The 14,064-nt window shown below is 72.0% G+C and carries 13 protein-coding genes, 1 tRNA gene and 1 pseudogene; 8 read left to right on the top strand and 7 right to left on the bottom strand.

Annotated features, from left to right (window positions below):
• Window positions 1-44 precede the first annotated feature (44 nt).
• The 4 genes from AB0K10_RS00890 (at window position 45) to AB0K10_RS00875 (ending at window position 3,006) form a co-directional block, all read left to right on the top strand.
• A complete protein-coding gene (locus AB0K10_RS00890; protein ID WP_363678602.1) occupies window positions 45-476 on the top strand; it encodes an HIT family protein in 432 nt (143 codons plus the stop codon).
• A 64-nt stretch (window positions 477-540) separates the two neighbouring features.
• Window positions 541-1,203, top strand: coding sequence for a peptide-methionine (S)-S-oxide reductase MsrA (gene msrA / locus AB0K10_RS00885; RefSeq protein ID WP_363678600.1), 663 nt, complete (start codon window positions 541-543; stop codon window positions 1,201-1,203).
• A gap of 367 nt (window positions 1,204-1,570) precedes the next feature.
• Window positions 1,571-2,500, top strand: a complete 930-nt coding sequence (locus AB0K10_RS00880; RefSeq protein WP_363678598.1) for a ribonuclease Z — start codon at window positions 1,571-1,573, stop codon at window positions 2,498-2,500.
• Entirely contained in the window at window positions 2,497-3,006 is a 510-nt protein-coding gene (locus AB0K10_RS00875; protein WP_363678596.1) for a GNAT family N-acetyltransferase, read from the top strand. Before AB0K10_RS00880 ends, AB0K10_RS00875 begins: the two co-directional genes overlap by 4 nt.
• 103 nt (window positions 3,007-3,109) lie before the next feature.
• Here the strand turns inward: AB0K10_RS00875 and AB0K10_RS00870 are convergent, their stop codons facing one another.
• Window positions 3,110-4,480: a cystathionine beta-synthase gene (locus AB0K10_RS00870; protein ID WP_363678594.1), complete on the bottom strand. Its 1,371-nt coding sequence runs from the start codon at window positions 4,478-4,480 to the stop codon at window positions 3,110-3,112.
• Window positions 4,481-4,552: 72 nt separating this feature from the next.
• Window positions 4,553-4,909 carry a YkvA family protein gene (locus tag AB0K10_RS00865; RefSeq protein ID WP_363678592.1) on the bottom strand — a complete coding sequence of 119 codons (357 nt, stop codon included), beginning with the start codon at window positions 4,907-4,909 and terminating at the stop codon, window positions 4,553-4,555.
• Window positions 4,910-5,059: 150 nt separating this feature from the next.
• On the opposite strand from AB0K10_RS00865, the pseudogene AB0K10_RS00860 reads away from it, so the two are divergent.
• The 3 genes and pseudogenes from AB0K10_RS00860 to AB0K10_RS00850 form a co-directional block, all read left to right on the top strand.
• Window positions 5,060-6,132: pseudogene (locus AB0K10_RS00860) on the top strand (SGNH/GDSL hydrolase family protein); the annotation flags it as partial.
• Window positions 6,109-6,921: an SGNH/GDSL hydrolase family protein gene (locus tag AB0K10_RS00855; RefSeq protein ID WP_363679548.1), complete on the top strand. Its 813-nt coding sequence runs from the start codon at window positions 6,109-6,111 to the stop codon at window positions 6,919-6,921. The pseudogene AB0K10_RS00860 and the gene AB0K10_RS00855, both read left to right, overlap by 24 nt.
• A 78-nt stretch (window positions 6,922-6,999) precedes the next feature.
• Window positions 7,000-8,262 (top strand): acetyl-CoA C-acetyltransferase, encoded by a 1,263-nt coding sequence (locus AB0K10_RS00850; RefSeq protein WP_363678590.1) that lies wholly within the window; start codon window positions 7,000-7,002, stop codon window positions 8,260-8,262.
• A gap of 13 nt (window positions 8,263-8,275) precedes the next feature.
• Here the strand turns inward: AB0K10_RS00850 and AB0K10_RS00845 are convergent, their stop codons facing one another.
• The 4 genes from AB0K10_RS00845 to AB0K10_RS00830 form a co-directional block, all read right to left on the bottom strand.
• A complete protein-coding gene (locus tag AB0K10_RS00845; protein ID WP_363678588.1) occupies window positions 8,276-8,596 on the bottom strand; it encodes a hypothetical protein in 321 nt (106 codons plus the stop codon).
• A gap of 139 nt (window positions 8,597-8,735) precedes the next feature.
• A complete protein-coding gene (locus AB0K10_RS00840; protein ID WP_363678586.1) occupies window positions 8,736-9,494 on the bottom strand; it encodes a Bax inhibitor-1/YccA family protein in 759 nt (252 codons plus the stop codon).
• Window positions 9,495-9,631: 137 nt separating this feature from the next.
• Window positions 9,632-10,447, bottom strand: coding sequence for a Bax inhibitor-1/YccA family protein (locus AB0K10_RS00835; protein ID WP_363678584.1), 816 nt, complete (start codon window positions 10,445-10,447; stop codon window positions 9,632-9,634).
• Between the two features lie 108 nt (window positions 10,448-10,555).
• Window positions 10,556-10,639 (bottom strand) — tRNA-Leu (locus tag AB0K10_RS00830).
• A gap of 101 nt (window positions 10,640-10,740) precedes the next feature.
• Between AB0K10_RS00830 and AB0K10_RS00825 the strand changes: the two genes are divergently transcribed.
• Complete coding sequence (locus tag AB0K10_RS00825; RefSeq protein WP_363678582.1) at window positions 10,741-12,600, top strand: hypothetical protein; 1,860 nt, start codon at window positions 10,741-10,743, stop codon at window positions 12,598-12,600.
• A gap of 57 nt (window positions 12,601-12,657) precedes the next feature.
• On the opposite strand, the gene AB0K10_RS00820 is transcribed toward AB0K10_RS00825, so the two are convergent.
• Window positions 12,658-13,989 (bottom strand): NAD(P)/FAD-dependent oxidoreductase, encoded by a 1,332-nt coding sequence (locus AB0K10_RS00820; RefSeq protein WP_363678580.1) that lies wholly within the window; start codon window positions 13,987-13,989, stop codon window positions 12,658-12,660.
• Window positions 13,990-14,064: the final 75 nt, after the last annotated feature.

The following is a 14,064-nucleotide window of genomic DNA, read 5'->3' as shown; positions in this document are numbered from 1 at the left end:
CACGGGGGGCGTGTCCCGCGGGGCCGACCACATAGCCTGGGGCGATGAGCGGGTGCGTGTTCTGCGGGATCGTGTCGGGTGACGTGCCGGCGTTCCGGGTCGCGGACGAACCGGACGGGGTGGCGTTCCTGGACACCCGTCCGGTGTTCAAGGGGCACGTGCTGGTGGTGCCTCGTGTGCACCTGGTGACCCTCGCCGAGCTTCCGGCCGACCTGCTGCCCGGCTACTTCGCGCTGGTCCGGCGGCTCGCGGTGGCGGTCGAGGCCGCCCTGGGGGCGGGTGGGACGTTCGTGGCGATGAACAACAAGGTGTCCCAGTCCGTCCCGCATCTGCACACCCACGTGGTGCCGCGTACCAAGGGCGACGGGCTGCGGGGCTTCTTCTGGCCGCGCACCCGGTACACCGACGACAGCGAGGCACAGACCTACGCCGATCGGATCGCCGCCGCCCGTGGCGGGGGGCCTGAGTCACAGTGACGCGGGTAAGGAAGGAAGACCTACCGGTGTTACACGCTGGGAGAGGTACGAGAGGAGTCCCACCGTGTTCCTGCGCCGTATGAACGCCGAGATGATTTCGCCCGAGCAGGCCCTGCCGGGCCGGCAGATCGCCATGCCTGTCGCCGACCGCCACGAGGTGCTGGGCACCCCGCTGAAGGGCCCGTTCCCGGAGGGCCTCCAGGTCGCCGTCTTCGGCATGGGCTGTTTCTGGGGTGCCGAGCGGCTGTTCTGGACGCTGCCCGGCGTCTACACCACCTCCGCCGGTTACGCGGGCGGCATCACCAAGAACCCGACGTACGAGGAGACGTGTTCCGGCCGGACCGGGCACGCCGAGGTCGTCCAGGTGGTGTACGACCCCAGCAAGATCACGTACGAGGACCTGCTCAAGGTCTTCTGGGAGAACCACGACCCGACCCAGGGCATGCGCCAGGGCAACGACGTGGGCACCCAGTACCGGTCGGCGATCTACACGACCACCGACGAGCAGCGGGCCATCGCGGAGTCGTCCCGGGACGCCTTCCAGCCGATCGTGACCCGGGCCGGCAAGGGTGAGATCACCACCGAGATCGCCCCGCTCGGCAGCTACTACTTCGCCGAGGACTACCACCAGCAGTACCTGGCCCCGACCAAGAACCCGAACGGGTACTGCAACCACGGCCCGAACGGGCTGAGCTGCCCGGTGGGCGTGGCCCGCACCGCCGGCTGACCTCCGCCACCCGTACGACCGCGATGCCCGGCTGCCGATGAGGTGGCCGGGCATTCCCGTTTGGCCCTGTGATCGAAATCCGTTGCAGAGCCCGGCGGGAACTCGATAACGTGGCCGTACACGTGAAAGGAGGTGGTCCAGACTTGTATAGCAATCGGACTCGTGAGGTGGCTGTCAGCTAGCCGCTGTCCTCGACAGTGATCCGTCCGCCGCGAGGCGGGCAACCAGTACGACCGTCGAGACCGTGTGGCAGCGGTGCGGCGAATCCACGACAGCCACCCGACCCCCGGGGTGCCGGCCAAGTCCAGCCGGCCCGCGCACATGCGCGGAGCGCCCCGGGGGTCGCTCCATATCCGGAGGACCGGCGATGTCCATGCGCGAGCTGGTGGTGCTCGGGACGGCCAGCCAGGCGCCGACCCGGCAGCGCAACCACAACGGGTACGTGCTGCGCTGGGACGACGAGGTGATCCTCTTCGACCCGGGTGAGGGCAGCCAGCGGCAGCTTCTGCACACCACTGTCACCGCCACCGATCTCACCCGGATCTGCGTCACGCACTTCCACGGCGACCACTGCCTCGGCCTGCCCGGCACCATCCAGCGCCTCTCGCTGGACCGGGTGCCGCACCCGGTCGCCGTGCACTTCCCGGCGGGCGGCGGCGAGTACTTCGCCCGACTGCGGCACGCCACCTCCTTCTACGAGACGGCCGAGCTGGCGGTCACCCCGATCGAGACCGACGGTCAGCTGATCGCCCTGAGCTGCGGCACGCTGGAGGCCCGTCGGCTGCGGCACCCCATCGAGACGTACGGCTATCGGTTGGTCGAACCGGACGGCTGCCGGATGCTGCCGGAGAAGCTGGCCGCGTACGGCATCGCCGGCCCGGCGGTCGGCGAGCTGATCCGCGTCGGGCACCTGGACCTCGACGGGCGTCGCGTCACCCGCGACGAGGTGAGCGTGCCCCGGCCGGGGCAGCGGTTCGCGTTCGTGATGGACACCGGGCTCTGCGACGGCGTGTACGCCCTTGCCGAGCACGCCGACCTGCTGGTCATCGAGTCGACCTTCCTGGAGTCGGAGGCCGCGCTCGCCGCCGAGGTCGGGCACCTGACCGCGGCGCAGGCCGCGCGGGTGGCGACCGAATCGGGGGTACGCACGCTGGTGCTCACGCACTTCTCGCAGCGCTATCCCGACCCCCGCCGGTTCTTCGACGAGGCGCGCGCACACTTCGACGGCGACCTGGTCATCGCCGAGGATCTGACCACCGTGCAGGTCCCGCCGCGCCGGGTAGCCTCGGCCGGGTGACCGTCACGCTCCGCCCCGCGACCGGTGACGACCTGATGGCGGTGGGCGCCATGCATCAGCGCTCCCGGGTCGCCGCGTACTCCGCCTTCCTGCCGCCCGAGGCCCTGGCCGACCCCACGCCGGAGGCGATGGGGCGGTACTGGGCCGAACGGTGGCAGTGGGAACGGGACACCCACCGGCTGACCGTCGCCGAGCGCGCGGGAGCGCTGGTCGGGTTCAGTTACGTGGGCCCGGACGACGAGGACGACCCCGCGACCGGGCTGCTCAACGCGATCCACCTGGAACCGGCCGAGCAGGGTCGGGGCACCGGCCGCCTGTTGATGGTGGACGCCCTGGACGCCATGCGCGCCCTCGGTTGGCGTCGTGCGGTGCTCTGGGTGCTGCGGGACAACTTTCACGCTCGCGCCTTCTACGAGCGTGGCGGCTGGACCCCGACCGGTGGTGAACGGGACGAGACGATCGGATCAGCGCCGACCCGCCAGTTGCGCTACACCCGCAACCTCTGAACAGCGCCCCGCCCCCGGAGCCCACCCCTGCCTCGCAAAGGACAGCACGGAGAATGTCCTGGCTGCCGCCCGCGGGCGGCAGCCAGGACGGGCCGGGAGGGGACTAGTGGGCGCCCAGGTGGGCCAGGAGGTCCTGGCGGGTGAGGACGCCCTTGGGCTTGCCGTCCACCAGCACCAGCGCGGCGTCGGACTTCTCCAGTAGGCCGACGGCCTCGCTGACCGGCTGGCCGCCACCGATCATCGGCAACGGGTCGCCCATGTGCCGCTCGATGGTGTCGTGCAGGTGGGCCTGACCGGTGAACAGCGCGTCGAGCAGGTCCCGCTCGGCGATCGAGCCGGCGACCTCACCGGTCACCACCGGCGGCTCGGCCTTGAGCACCGGCAACTGCGAGACGCCGTACTCACGCATGTAGTCGATCGCGTCGCGGACCGTCTCGGTCGGGTGCACGTGCACCAGCTCGGGCAGGCCGCCCGGCTTGCTGGCCAGCGCGTCGGCCACCGTCGGCTCGGCACCGGAGTTGTCCAGGAAGCCGTACCGGGCCATCCACGAGTCGTTGAAGATCTTGGACAGGTAACCCCGGCCGCCGTCGGGCAGCAGCACCACCACGACGTCGTCCGGGCCGGCCTTGCGGGCCACCTCCAGCGCGGCGACCACGGCCATCCCGCAGGAGCCGCCGACCAGCAGGCCCTCCTCGCGGGCCAGCCGTCGGGTCATCTCGAACGACGCCTTGTCGGAGACCTCGACGATCTCGTCGGCCACACCCCTGTCGTACGTCTCTGGCCAGAAGTCCTCGCCGACGCCCTCGACCAGGTACGGCCGACCGGTGCCGCCGGAGTAGACCGAGCCCTCCGGGTCGGCCCCGATGATCTTCACCCGGCCCTCGGACGCCTCCTTGAGGTACCGGCCGATGCCAGAGATCGTCCCGCCGGTGCCGACGCCCGTCACGAAGTGCGTGAGCCCACCCTCGGTCTGCTTCCACAGCTCCGGGCCGGTCGTCTCGTAGTGCGAACGCGGGTTCGCCGGGTTGCTGTACTGGTCGGGCTTCCACGCGCCGGGGATCTCGCGGGTCAGCCGGTCGGAGACGTTGTAGTACGAGCGCGGGTCCTCCGGCGCGACAGCGGTCGGGCAGACCACCACCTCGGCGCCGTACGCCCGCAGCACGTCCTGCTTGTCCTGGCTGACCTTGTCGGGGCAGACGAAGACGCACTTGTAGCCCTTGAGCTGGGCCACCAGGGCGAGCCCGACACCGGTGTTGCCGCTGGTCGGCTCGACGATGGTGCCACCGGGCTTGAGCAGGCCGGCGGCCTCGGCGTCCTCGACCATGCGGAGCGCGATCCGGTCCTTCACCGAGCCGCCCGGGTTCAGGTACTCCACCTTGGCGAGCACGGTGGCCTGGATGCCCTCGGTGACGTTTCGCAGGCGGACCAGCGGCGTGTTGCCGATCATGTCGACGACGTTGTCGTAGTACTGCACGGTGTGCCCTTCGTTGCGGCGCCGGCAACGGCGGCCGGGCAGACGTATCCTCGCGGACCAGCGTACGTGCCGTCAGGGCACCAGCCCCCCGGGGATGACCGAGCTGCGTCGGGCCTCCCACTCGAGGAAACGGTCGGTCTCGGAGAGCACGCTGCCGGCCAGCCAGGTGATCATCACCGCGTCGTCGGCCAGCCCGAAGATCGCCAGCGGGATCTCCGGCAGCAGGTCGATGGGCGAGACGATGTACGCCGTGGCCGCGGTCATCAGCGCCAGCCGCAGGCCACCGTCATACTCCCCGCGGGTCGTGGCGCGGATCATCCGGGGCAGCGCCGCCAGTCGGGTGCCCAGCGAGGGCCCGCCGCGCGCCCCCGCCGCCAGTGCCCGCGCCAGGGCCGTGAACGCCGCGCTGCGCTTCAGTGTCTTCCCCATCGTCGCGCTCCTCTCCGCCGGATCAGCGTGGCGGGTCGGCGCAAGTCGGCCGGCCTCCACCGCAGAAGTACCCCGTCGCGTCGGTTTCCAGGCACTCCCGAGCCGGGACGACGACAGCGGTGTGTCGGGGCGGCGCGATAATGTCGGCATATGGGGGTGGCTGGTTCTGTCGTACCCGTTGGTCCGCGCCGGCGGCACGCCTGGCGGATCGCCCGGCTGGCGGCCATCGGGACGGGCGCCACCGCGGCGGCCGTGATGGCGACCGGCGGGGTGCTGCTCGGCCAGGCCCGTCAGGCCCGGCGCACCATCCCGATGGCCGAGGCCCCGCCGCCGCGCTGCGACGGGATGTACGGCGCGAAGTTCCCCGGCCCCCCACTCACCATGGTCGTGCTCGGTGACTCGTCGGCTGCTGGCTACGGGGTGCACCGCCGCCGGGAGACACCCGGAGCGCTGCTGGCCACCGGACTGTCCCGGCGGCTGCACCGGCCGGTCCAGGTGCGCCGCTTCGCGGTGGTCGGCGCCATCTCGGCCGTTCTGCGACACCAGGTGGACGCGGCGTTGGAGCACCGCCCCGACATCGCGGTGATCCTGATCGGCGGCAACGACATCACCAACCGCACCCCGCGCGGCCTGGCGGTGCGCTACCTGGTCGAGGCGGTTCACGCGCTGCGCGACGCCGGCTGCGAGGTGGTCGTCGGCACCTGCCCCGACCTCGGTGCGATCCGGCCGATCCAACCACCGCTGCGCTGGCTGGCGCACCGGTGGAGTCGCCAGCTCGCCGCCGCCCAGACGGTGGCGGTGGTCGAGGCGGGCGGCTGGACGGTGTCCCTCGGCGACCTGCTCGGCCCACGGTTCGCCGCCGAACCGCACCGGATGTTCGCCTGGGACCGGTTCCACCCGTCCGCCGAGGGGTACGCGATGGCCGCCGCCGCCCTACTGCCGACCATGCTCTCCGCGCTCGGCGCGGGGCAGGAACGACGGGCCACGCCGGCGCGGGGCGAGGGCGTACGGTCGCTGCCACAGGCCGCGCAGGAGGCGGCCCGGCACGCCGGCACCGAGGTCAGCGGCACCCAGGTCCGGGGCCGCGACCGAGGGCCGGCCGGCCGGTGGGCGCAGCTGCGTCGCCGGGCGTTCTTCGGTGTCAACGCGGTGCCGCAGCCCGGCCCCGCGACGGACACCTCGACAGTGGAGGGACTGGCATGAACGAGCGCAGCGAGCGAGGCGTGACCGCCGGTCTCCCCGGCCGGCTGGGTCGGGCGGCGGCGTTCTCGCTGCTCGCCGGCACGGTGGGCGGCGCCGCCGTACTGGCCGGCGAGGCGTTCGTCGCGCGGCACAGGCGCTACGCGGAGCCGGAGCTGGGGCTGGCGTTGCGGGCCACCATCGGTCGGGCCGACGCCGCGCCGCTGCGACTGGTGCTGCTCGGCGACTCCTCGGCTCTGGGCGTGGGCGTCGACCGCCTCGAGGACACCATCGGCGGGCAGTTGGCCAATCTGCTCGCCGAGGGCCCGAACGGCCGGCGGGTGCACCTGTCCAGCGTCGGCGTCTCCGGGTCCCGCTCGACGGACCTGGCCACCCAGGTCGCCCGGGCCCTGCTCGGCGAGCGGCCCGACGTGGCGCTGATCCTGATCGGCGCGAACGACGCCACCGGGCTGCGCCGGCCCGCCGACGCGTCGGCCTACCTCGCGGCGGCGGTGCACCGGCTGCGGGAGGCACGCGTCGAAGTGGTGGTGGGGACCTGCCCCGACCTCGGTGCCGTACGCGCCATCGCGCCGCCGCTGCGTCAGCTGGTCGGCTGGTCCGGGCGGCGGATCGCCCGCGCGCAGACCAGTGCGGTGCTGGAGGCGGGTGGCGCGGTGGTCGACCTGGCCACCGAGACCGGGCCGGTCTTCCGGGCCGACGCGGGGACGCTCTGCCACGACGGCTTCCACCCCTCCGCCGACGGCTACCGGGTGTGGGCGCACGCCCTGCTGCCGGCCGTCGTGGCCGCCGCGGCGGTGGCCTCCCGGCGCTAGAGCACACCCGGCCGGGGTGACATTTCCCGCCGCGCCCGCTTCTTCCGCGCCATGTTACCGGCGGGTTAACGTTGGCTCATGCCGATTGAGTCGTCCCGCGACGCCGTCATCGTCGCTACCGCCCGCTCCCCCATCGGCCGGGCGCACAAGGGGTCCCTGCGCGATGTCCGCTCCGACGACCTCGCCGCGACAATCGTCCAGGCCGCCCTGGACAAGATCCCCCAACTCGACCCGACCACCATCGACGACATCTACCTCGGGTGCGGCCTGCCCGGCGGTGAGCAGGGCTTCAACATGGCCCGCGTGGTGGCCACCCTGCTCGGGCTGGACACCGTTCCCGGCGCCACGCTGACCCGGTACTGCGCCTCCTCGTTGCAGACCACCCGGATGGCCCTGCACGCCATCCGCGCCGGAGAGGGCGACGTGTTCGTCTCCGCCGGCGTCGAGATGGTGTCCCGCTACGCCCGCGGCAGCTCCGACGGTCTGCCACCGGAGGCGCAGGCGCTGGTCGGCGGCCGGTGGGAGAACCCGCGCTTCGCGGCGGCCGCCGAGCGCTCGAAGCGCCGCGCGCAGGGCGGCGCCGAAGTGTGGACCGACCCGCGCGACGCCGGCGACCTGCCGGACATCTACCTGACCATGGGGCAGACCGCGGAGAACCTGGCCCAGGTGTACGACGTCACCCGCGCCGACATGGACGAGTTCGGCGTGCGCAGTCAGAACCTCGCCGAGAAGGCCATCGCCGACGGCTTCTGGGCCCGGGAGATCACAGCGGTCACCACGCCGGACGGCACCGTGGTGAGTACCGACGACGGCCCCCGTGCGGGCGTCACCCTGGACGCGGTCGCCGGCCTGAAGCCGGTGTTCCGCCCGGACGGCCGGATCACCGCCGGCAACTGCTGCCCCCTCAACGACGGCGCCGCGGCCGTCGTGGTGATGAGCGCCCAGCGGGCCGAGGAGCTGGGCCTGACCCCGCTGGCCCGGATCGTCTCCACAGGCGTCACCGCGTTGTCGCCGGAGATCATGGGCCTCGGACCGGTCGAGGCGTCCCGGCAGGCGCTGAAGCGGGCCGGCATGACGATCGACGACGTCGACCTCGTCGAGATCAACGAGGCGTTCGCCGCGCAGGTCATCCCCTCCTACCGGCAGTTGGGCATCCCGGAGGAGAAGCTGAACGTCATGGGCGGCGCGATCGCGGTCGGCCACCCGTTCGGCATGACCGGCGCCCGGATCACCGGCACCCTGCTCAACGCGCTGAAGTGGCACGACAAGACCATCGGTCTGGAGACCATGTGCGTCGGCGGCGGCCAGGGCATGGCCATGGTGCTGGAGCGGCTGAACTGAGCCGAGGCCGACCCTAGAGCGCGCCGCGGGTCGCCGTCACCTCGGCGGCGGCCCGCGCCAGCACCTCGGCGTCGGCCCCGGCGGCCAGCAGGTCGGCCGTCACCACCCGCACCTGGTCGGGCAGCGCCAGGTCGTTGTTCAGCCGGGGCACCGTACGGCGGGGCTGCCCCTCGGCGTCGGCGGCCAGATTGGCGATCTCCTGCACCAGCCGGTGCACCAGGTCGGCTCGGGGCACGTTGCCGGTTGTCGCGGCCGCCGCCCAGCGCGGCTGCTCCCAGTGCCCGACCTGGCGGACCAGCAACTGCACGGCCCGCTCCAACTCCGCTGCGCTCATCGCCGCCGAGTCTACGGCCGACCGGTGCGTCGCCCGAGATCGACTCGACTTCCCGGAAACCGGGGCATCACCGTGACCCGGACACCCCGACATCAGGAAAACCGAGTCGATCATGCCGCCGGGCCGAGGGCCGGGCCGGTCAGCGGCGGAGGTAGCTGAGCAGCCGCAGCAGTTGCCAGTAGAGGAAGACCAGGCCGGTGAGCAGGCCGAACGCGCTCAGCCACGCGTACCGGCGGGGTCGGCCGTCGCGCACCGAGCGTTCGACGAGGTCGAAGTCGAGGATGAAGCTGAACGCACCGGCGATGATCGCAACGACCGAGAAGGCGTACGGCAGCCAGCCGACCTCCCCGCTGACGCTGTAGACCGCCAACCCCGGCCGCCCGGAGATGAGGTACGACACCAGGTTGACCACGCTGAGCACGGCGATGCCGAGCAGCGTGCCGATCACCAGTCGCGCCAGCCGGGGCGTCGCCCGGATCACCCGTGCCCGGTACAGCGCCGCCATGCCGAGGAAGACGCCGAAGGTGCCGGCCACCGCCTGCACCACGATCCCCGGGTAGACCTGCTCGAAGGCCCGGCTGGCCACCCCCAGCAGCAGCCCCTGGAGCAACGCGTAACCGACGATCGGCACCGGGTTGGTGATCCCCCGCAGCGAGATGACCAGGACCAGCACGATCGAGGCGAGGGCGCAGCCGGCCAGCGCGGCCCCGAGCCACACCGCGTCGGGCACCACCGCCCAGGACACCGCCGCGGCCACCCCGGTGAGCAGGAGCAACCCGACGGTACGCAGCACCACGTCGTCGACGGTCATCGGCTCGACGTCGCGGGAGCTGACCACCCGGGACTCCAACCGACCGGTCTCGTCCAGCCGGTTGAGCACCGGGTTGTTGCTGCGCACCGTCGCCTCCTTCGCCCGCGTACCCCCCGCAGTCACTCTGCCCCGCCCGGCCCGGCGGCGGCGGTGAAACGGCGCGGACGACGGCGCCCGCCCCCACGACAGCGGGGGCGGGCGCCGGTCGGACGGGACGGACGAGGTCAGTCGTCGCCCTGGAAGTAGCTCAGCAGGCGCAGGATCTCGATGTAGAGCCAGACCAGGCTGACCAGGATGCCGAACGCTGCCACCCAGGAGTAGCGCTGGGGCAGGCCCATGCGGACGCCGTCCTCGATCTCCTTGAAGCTGAGCACGAAGCTCAGCGAGGCGACCACGATGCAGACGAGGCTGAAGCCGATGGCCAGCGGGCTGCCGTCACGCAGGCCCGTGTTGACGCCGAACAGCGCCAGCACCAGGTTGATCAGCATGACGGCCGCCAGGCCGACGATCGACGCGCTCACGACCTTCACGAAGACCGGAGTGGCCCGGATGATCTTCGCCTTGTAGATCATGGTCATCAGGAAGAAGATGCCGAAGCTCGCCACGGCGGCCTGGAGCACGATGCCGTCGTAGGCCGACTCGAACGCCTTGCTGACCATGCCGACGAAGACACCCTCGACGACCGCGTACGCGATCACGAGCGCCGGGTTCGCCATCCGGGAGAACGAGATGATCAAGCCGAGGACGAGGCCGACCACCGCCGCGCCGATCCAGGCGGTGCCGACCAGCGCGTCGGGCACGAGCACCCAGGCAGCCGCGGCGGTGATGCCGAGGATGCCGAGCAACGCGACCGTCTTGACGACGACGTCGTCGACGGTCATGGGCGCCACGGCAGGCGGCGCGGCCGGGTAACCGGCCTGGGACGGGTACTGCTGGGGAATGCCGGGCTGTCCGTACGGCCCGGCCGGGGCGTACCCGGCGGAGCGCTCCCGCTCGGCCGCTTGGCCGAGCCGGGCGAGCACCGGGTTCGAGGTCTTCACTTTCTGGCCTCCCTCAGGGGGTCGTTTGCACGTGAACGTGCACCCCAAGAGTAGACTGCCCGACCCACTCCTGGTGATCACGAATGGGAACGCGGAGGCCGTGGCGGCTGGTGCCCGGGGCGGGGGTCGAACCCGCACGCCTTTCGGCAGCCGCTTTTAAGGCGGCCGTGTCTGCCTTTCCACCACCCGGGCGGGTGGCACCCGCGCGCCGACACGCACGGTGCAGTGTCACCGTAGCCGGTCGGCGGCGACCCGGCGTACCCCGCCGGGCTGGCCACATTAGGGTCGATGCCGTGAGCAGCGCAGCCCCAACGACCCCCGACGCCGCACCTGACCAGGTCTTCCGCTCCGACGATCAGGTCGACCGCCGAACCCGGGCCGTCCGGCTGCTGGCCGCCGTCCGTCGTCACCGGGCGGACCTGCTGGTCGCGGTGGTCTGGGTGGCGCTGGCCGGCTGGCTGACCCACGGGCTGTGGCCCGACCCGGATGGGCGCACGTTGGCGCTCAACCCCGAGGACCAGGCGCTCTACGAATGGTTCCTGGCTGTCGACGCGAGGGCGCTGCTCGGTGACTTCCACCTGCTCACCGACCGGCTCAACGCCCCGGACGGCGTCAACCTGATGGCCAACACCACTGTCATCGCGCTCGGTGTGGTCTGCGCGCCGATCACCCTCCTGCTCGGCGCGCCCACCACGTTCGCGCTGCTCGCCGCCGCCAACCTGGCCGGCACCGCCCTCGCCTGGTACCTGCTGTTCCACCGCACGCTGCGCGCCCGCCGCCTGGCCTCCGCGCTAGGCGGTGGGTTGTGCGGCTTTGGTCCGGGGATGATCTCGCAGTCCAACAGCCACCTGCACATGACGGCGCAGTGGCTGCTGCCGGTGATCGTCTGGCTGGTGGTCCGGCTGCTCCGGGCGTCCGACCCCGGCCCAACGACACCCGACGAGACGGCCCACGCCCGGCCGGCCGGTCCGGACCGACGACGGATGATCAGCTCTGCCGTCGGACTGGCCGCAGCCGTCACCGCGCAGGTCCTCATCGGCGAGGAGGTCCTCTTCCTCTGCGCCGTCACACTGTTGGTGATGGCGATCAGCTACGCCGTCGCCGACCGGGAGCTCGCCCGGCGGGCACTGCCCGGCTTCGCCGGCGGGCTGGCGATCGCCGCCGGCCTGGCGCTGCTGGTGCTCGGCTACCCGCTGTGGTTCCAGTTCGCCGGGCCGCAGGGCGTCGCCGACGGCATGTTCAGCCCGGCCTACTTCTCGGCCGACCTCAGCAGCTGGTGGGCGATCTCTCCGCTGTCGGTCGCCGGCAGCGTCGAGGCGTCCCGGCTGACCACCGGCCCCGCCGAGTACAACACGTTCCTCGGCTGGCCGCTGCTGTTGGTCACCGCGGCCTGCGCGGTCTGGGCCGGCCGGCGGCGGCTGGTGCGCGCCTGCGTGGTGGCGGCGCTGGTGATGGGTGCGCTCTCCCTCGGCCCGGAGGTGGTGTTCGGCGGCACCCGCACCGCGCTGCCCGGCCCGTACGCCCTGCTGGCCGGGTTGCCGGTGGTGGACGGCGCGCTGCCGATGCGGTTCGGTCTGGCGCTGCTCCCGATCGTGGCGACGCTTCTGGTCCTGGCCGTCGACCGGGCACTACGCGGCACCGGTCGGGCGGGGCGGCTGGTGCCGCTGGCCGTCGTCGCGGCGCTGCTGCCGCTCTTTCCGACTCCCCTGCCGACCGCCGCGCGGCCGGCCGTGCCGGAGTTCATCACCGGCGGACACTGGCGGCAGTGCGTCCAGCCGGGCGGGGTGCTGGTGCCGGTGCCGCTGCCCACCCCCAAGGAACCGTGGCCGATGCGCTGGGCGGCCGCCGCCGACGCCGGTTTCGGCCTGCCCGAGGGGTTCTTCATCGGCCCGTACGGGCGCGGTGGCACCGCCGCCATGGGCACCTTCAAGCAGCCCACCTCAGCCCTGCTGGCCGACGTGGCCCGCCGCGGTGACCAGCCGGCCATCGGCGACGAGCAGCGCCGGCAGGCCGCCCGGGACGTCGACTACTGGGGCGCGTCCTGCGTGGCGCTGGCCGACGACGCGCCGCACGCCGACAGCCTGCGGGCGACCCTGGAGCAGTTGTACGGTCCGGCCACCCGCGTCGCCGACGCCTGGACCTGGCGGGTTTGAGCCGAGGAGCGCGAAAGGGCCCCTCCCGATCGGGAGAGGCCCTTTCGTCCAGTTTGCTCAGACGCGTGGCGCGCCAACCGGCTGGGATGCCTCGACGAACTCCTCGCGCGGATCGTGCAGCTGGCCCAGGGCGACCACCTCACGCTTGAGGAAGAACGCCAGCGACCAGTCCACCACCACGCGGACCTTGCGGTTGAACGACGGGATCCGGCTCATGTGGTAAGTCCGGTGCATCACCCACGCCGGCCAACCGGTCATCTTGATGCCGTACACCTGGGCGACGCCCTTGTGCAGGCCGAGGCTCGCCACGCTGCCGGCGTGCTTGTGCTTGTAGTTGACCGGTTCGCGACCCCGGATCACCGCCGCGATGTTGTCGGCCATCCGCGCCGCCTGACGCACAGCGTGCTGCGCGCTCGGCGAGCAGAAGTTACCCGGCTCCTTGGTCAGGTCCGGTACGGCGGCGCAGTCACCGGCGCTCCACGCGCCCTCGATCACCCGGTCACCGTCGACCACCTGGAGCGTGGGAATGCAGGTCACCCGCCGACGATCGTCACGCGGGAAGTCCGTCGCGTCCAGCATCGGCGACGGCTTCACACCGGCCGTCCAGACGATCGTGTCGGACCGGAAGCTGTCCCCGTCGGAGAGCTTGACCACCCCGTCGACGCAGGACTCCAGGCGGGTGTCCAGCCGGATGTCCATGTTGCGCTTCATGAGCTGCTGCACCGTGTAGGCGCCCATGTCCCGATCGACCTCGGGCAGGACCCGGTTGGTGGCCTCCACGAGCACCCAGCGCATGTCCTCGGGCTCGAGCTCGGGGTAGTAGCGCAGCGCGTCGCGGGCCATGTCCTCCATCTCGGCGAGCGCCTCGATGCCCGCGTAACCGCCGCCGACGAACGTGAAGGTCAGCGCCGAGCGGCGCACCTCCGGGTCCGGGGTCACGGCCGCGACGTCCAGCCGGTCCAGCACGTGGTTACGGAGGTAGATCGCCTCACCGATGGTCTTGAACCCGATGCCCTGCTCGTGCAGGCCCGGAATCGGCAGCGTCCGGGACACCGAACCCGGTGCCACGATCACGTGGTCGTACGCGATCTCCCGGGCCGGGCCGACGATCGGCTGCACGGTGGCAACCTTGCGGTCGTGCTCGACACGCGTGACCGTTCCCGCCACCACCTTGCAGCGGCGCAGCTCGCGGCGCAGCGGCACCACGGAATGCCGGGGGGAGATGTTCCCCGCCGCCGCCTCGGGGAGGAACGGCTGATAGGTCATGTGGGGCTGGGGGTCCACGACGATGACCTCAGCCTCACGGGAGCTGAGCTTCTTTGACAGGCGCAGGGCCGCGTAGAGACCAACATGCCCGGCACCCACCACAAGGATCCGCTTCGGATTCACGTCATCTATCTTTCCCCGCCCGGGTCAGGTAATCCCGCTCGCGCCCCCCATCTGTGACGGAACACAACCCCTGTG

It is taken from the genome of Micromonospora sp. NPDC049274 (assembly GCF_040678875.1).
In the GTDB taxonomy this organism is placed as follows: Bacteria; Actinomycetota; Actinomycetes; order Mycobacteriales; family Micromonosporaceae; genus Micromonospora.
Note: the sequence above shows the minus strand (reverse complement) of the source record. Positions and strands in the feature narration are given on the sequence as shown.

What these genes read in the sequence shown, in the direction of transcription:
- AB0K10_RS00890 (WP_363678602.1), top strand. Translation starts at nt 45, where the DNA reads ATGAGCGGGTGCGTGTTCTGCGGGATCGTGTCGGGTGACGTGCCGGCG.
- AB0K10_RS00880 (WP_363678598.1), top strand. Translation starts at nt 1,571, where the DNA reads ATGTCCATGCGCGAGCTGGTGGTGCTCGGGACGGCCAGCCAGGCGCCG.
- AB0K10_RS00865 (WP_363678592.1), bottom strand. Translation starts at nt 4,909, where the DNA reads ATGGGGAAGACACTGAAGCGCAGCGCGGCGTTCACGGCCCTGGCGCGG.
- AB0K10_RS00855 (WP_363679548.1), top strand. Translation starts at nt 6,109, where the DNA reads ATGAACGAGCGCAGCGAGCGAGGCGTGACCGCCGGTCTCCCCGGCCGG.
- AB0K10_RS00850 (WP_363678590.1), top strand. Translation starts at nt 7,000, where the DNA reads ATGCCGATTGAGTCGTCCCGCGACGCCGTCATCGTCGCTACCGCCCGC.
- AB0K10_RS00845 (WP_363678588.1), bottom strand. Translation starts at nt 8,596, where the DNA reads ATGAGCGCAGCGGAGTTGGAGCGGGCCGTGCAGTTGCTGGTCCGCCAG.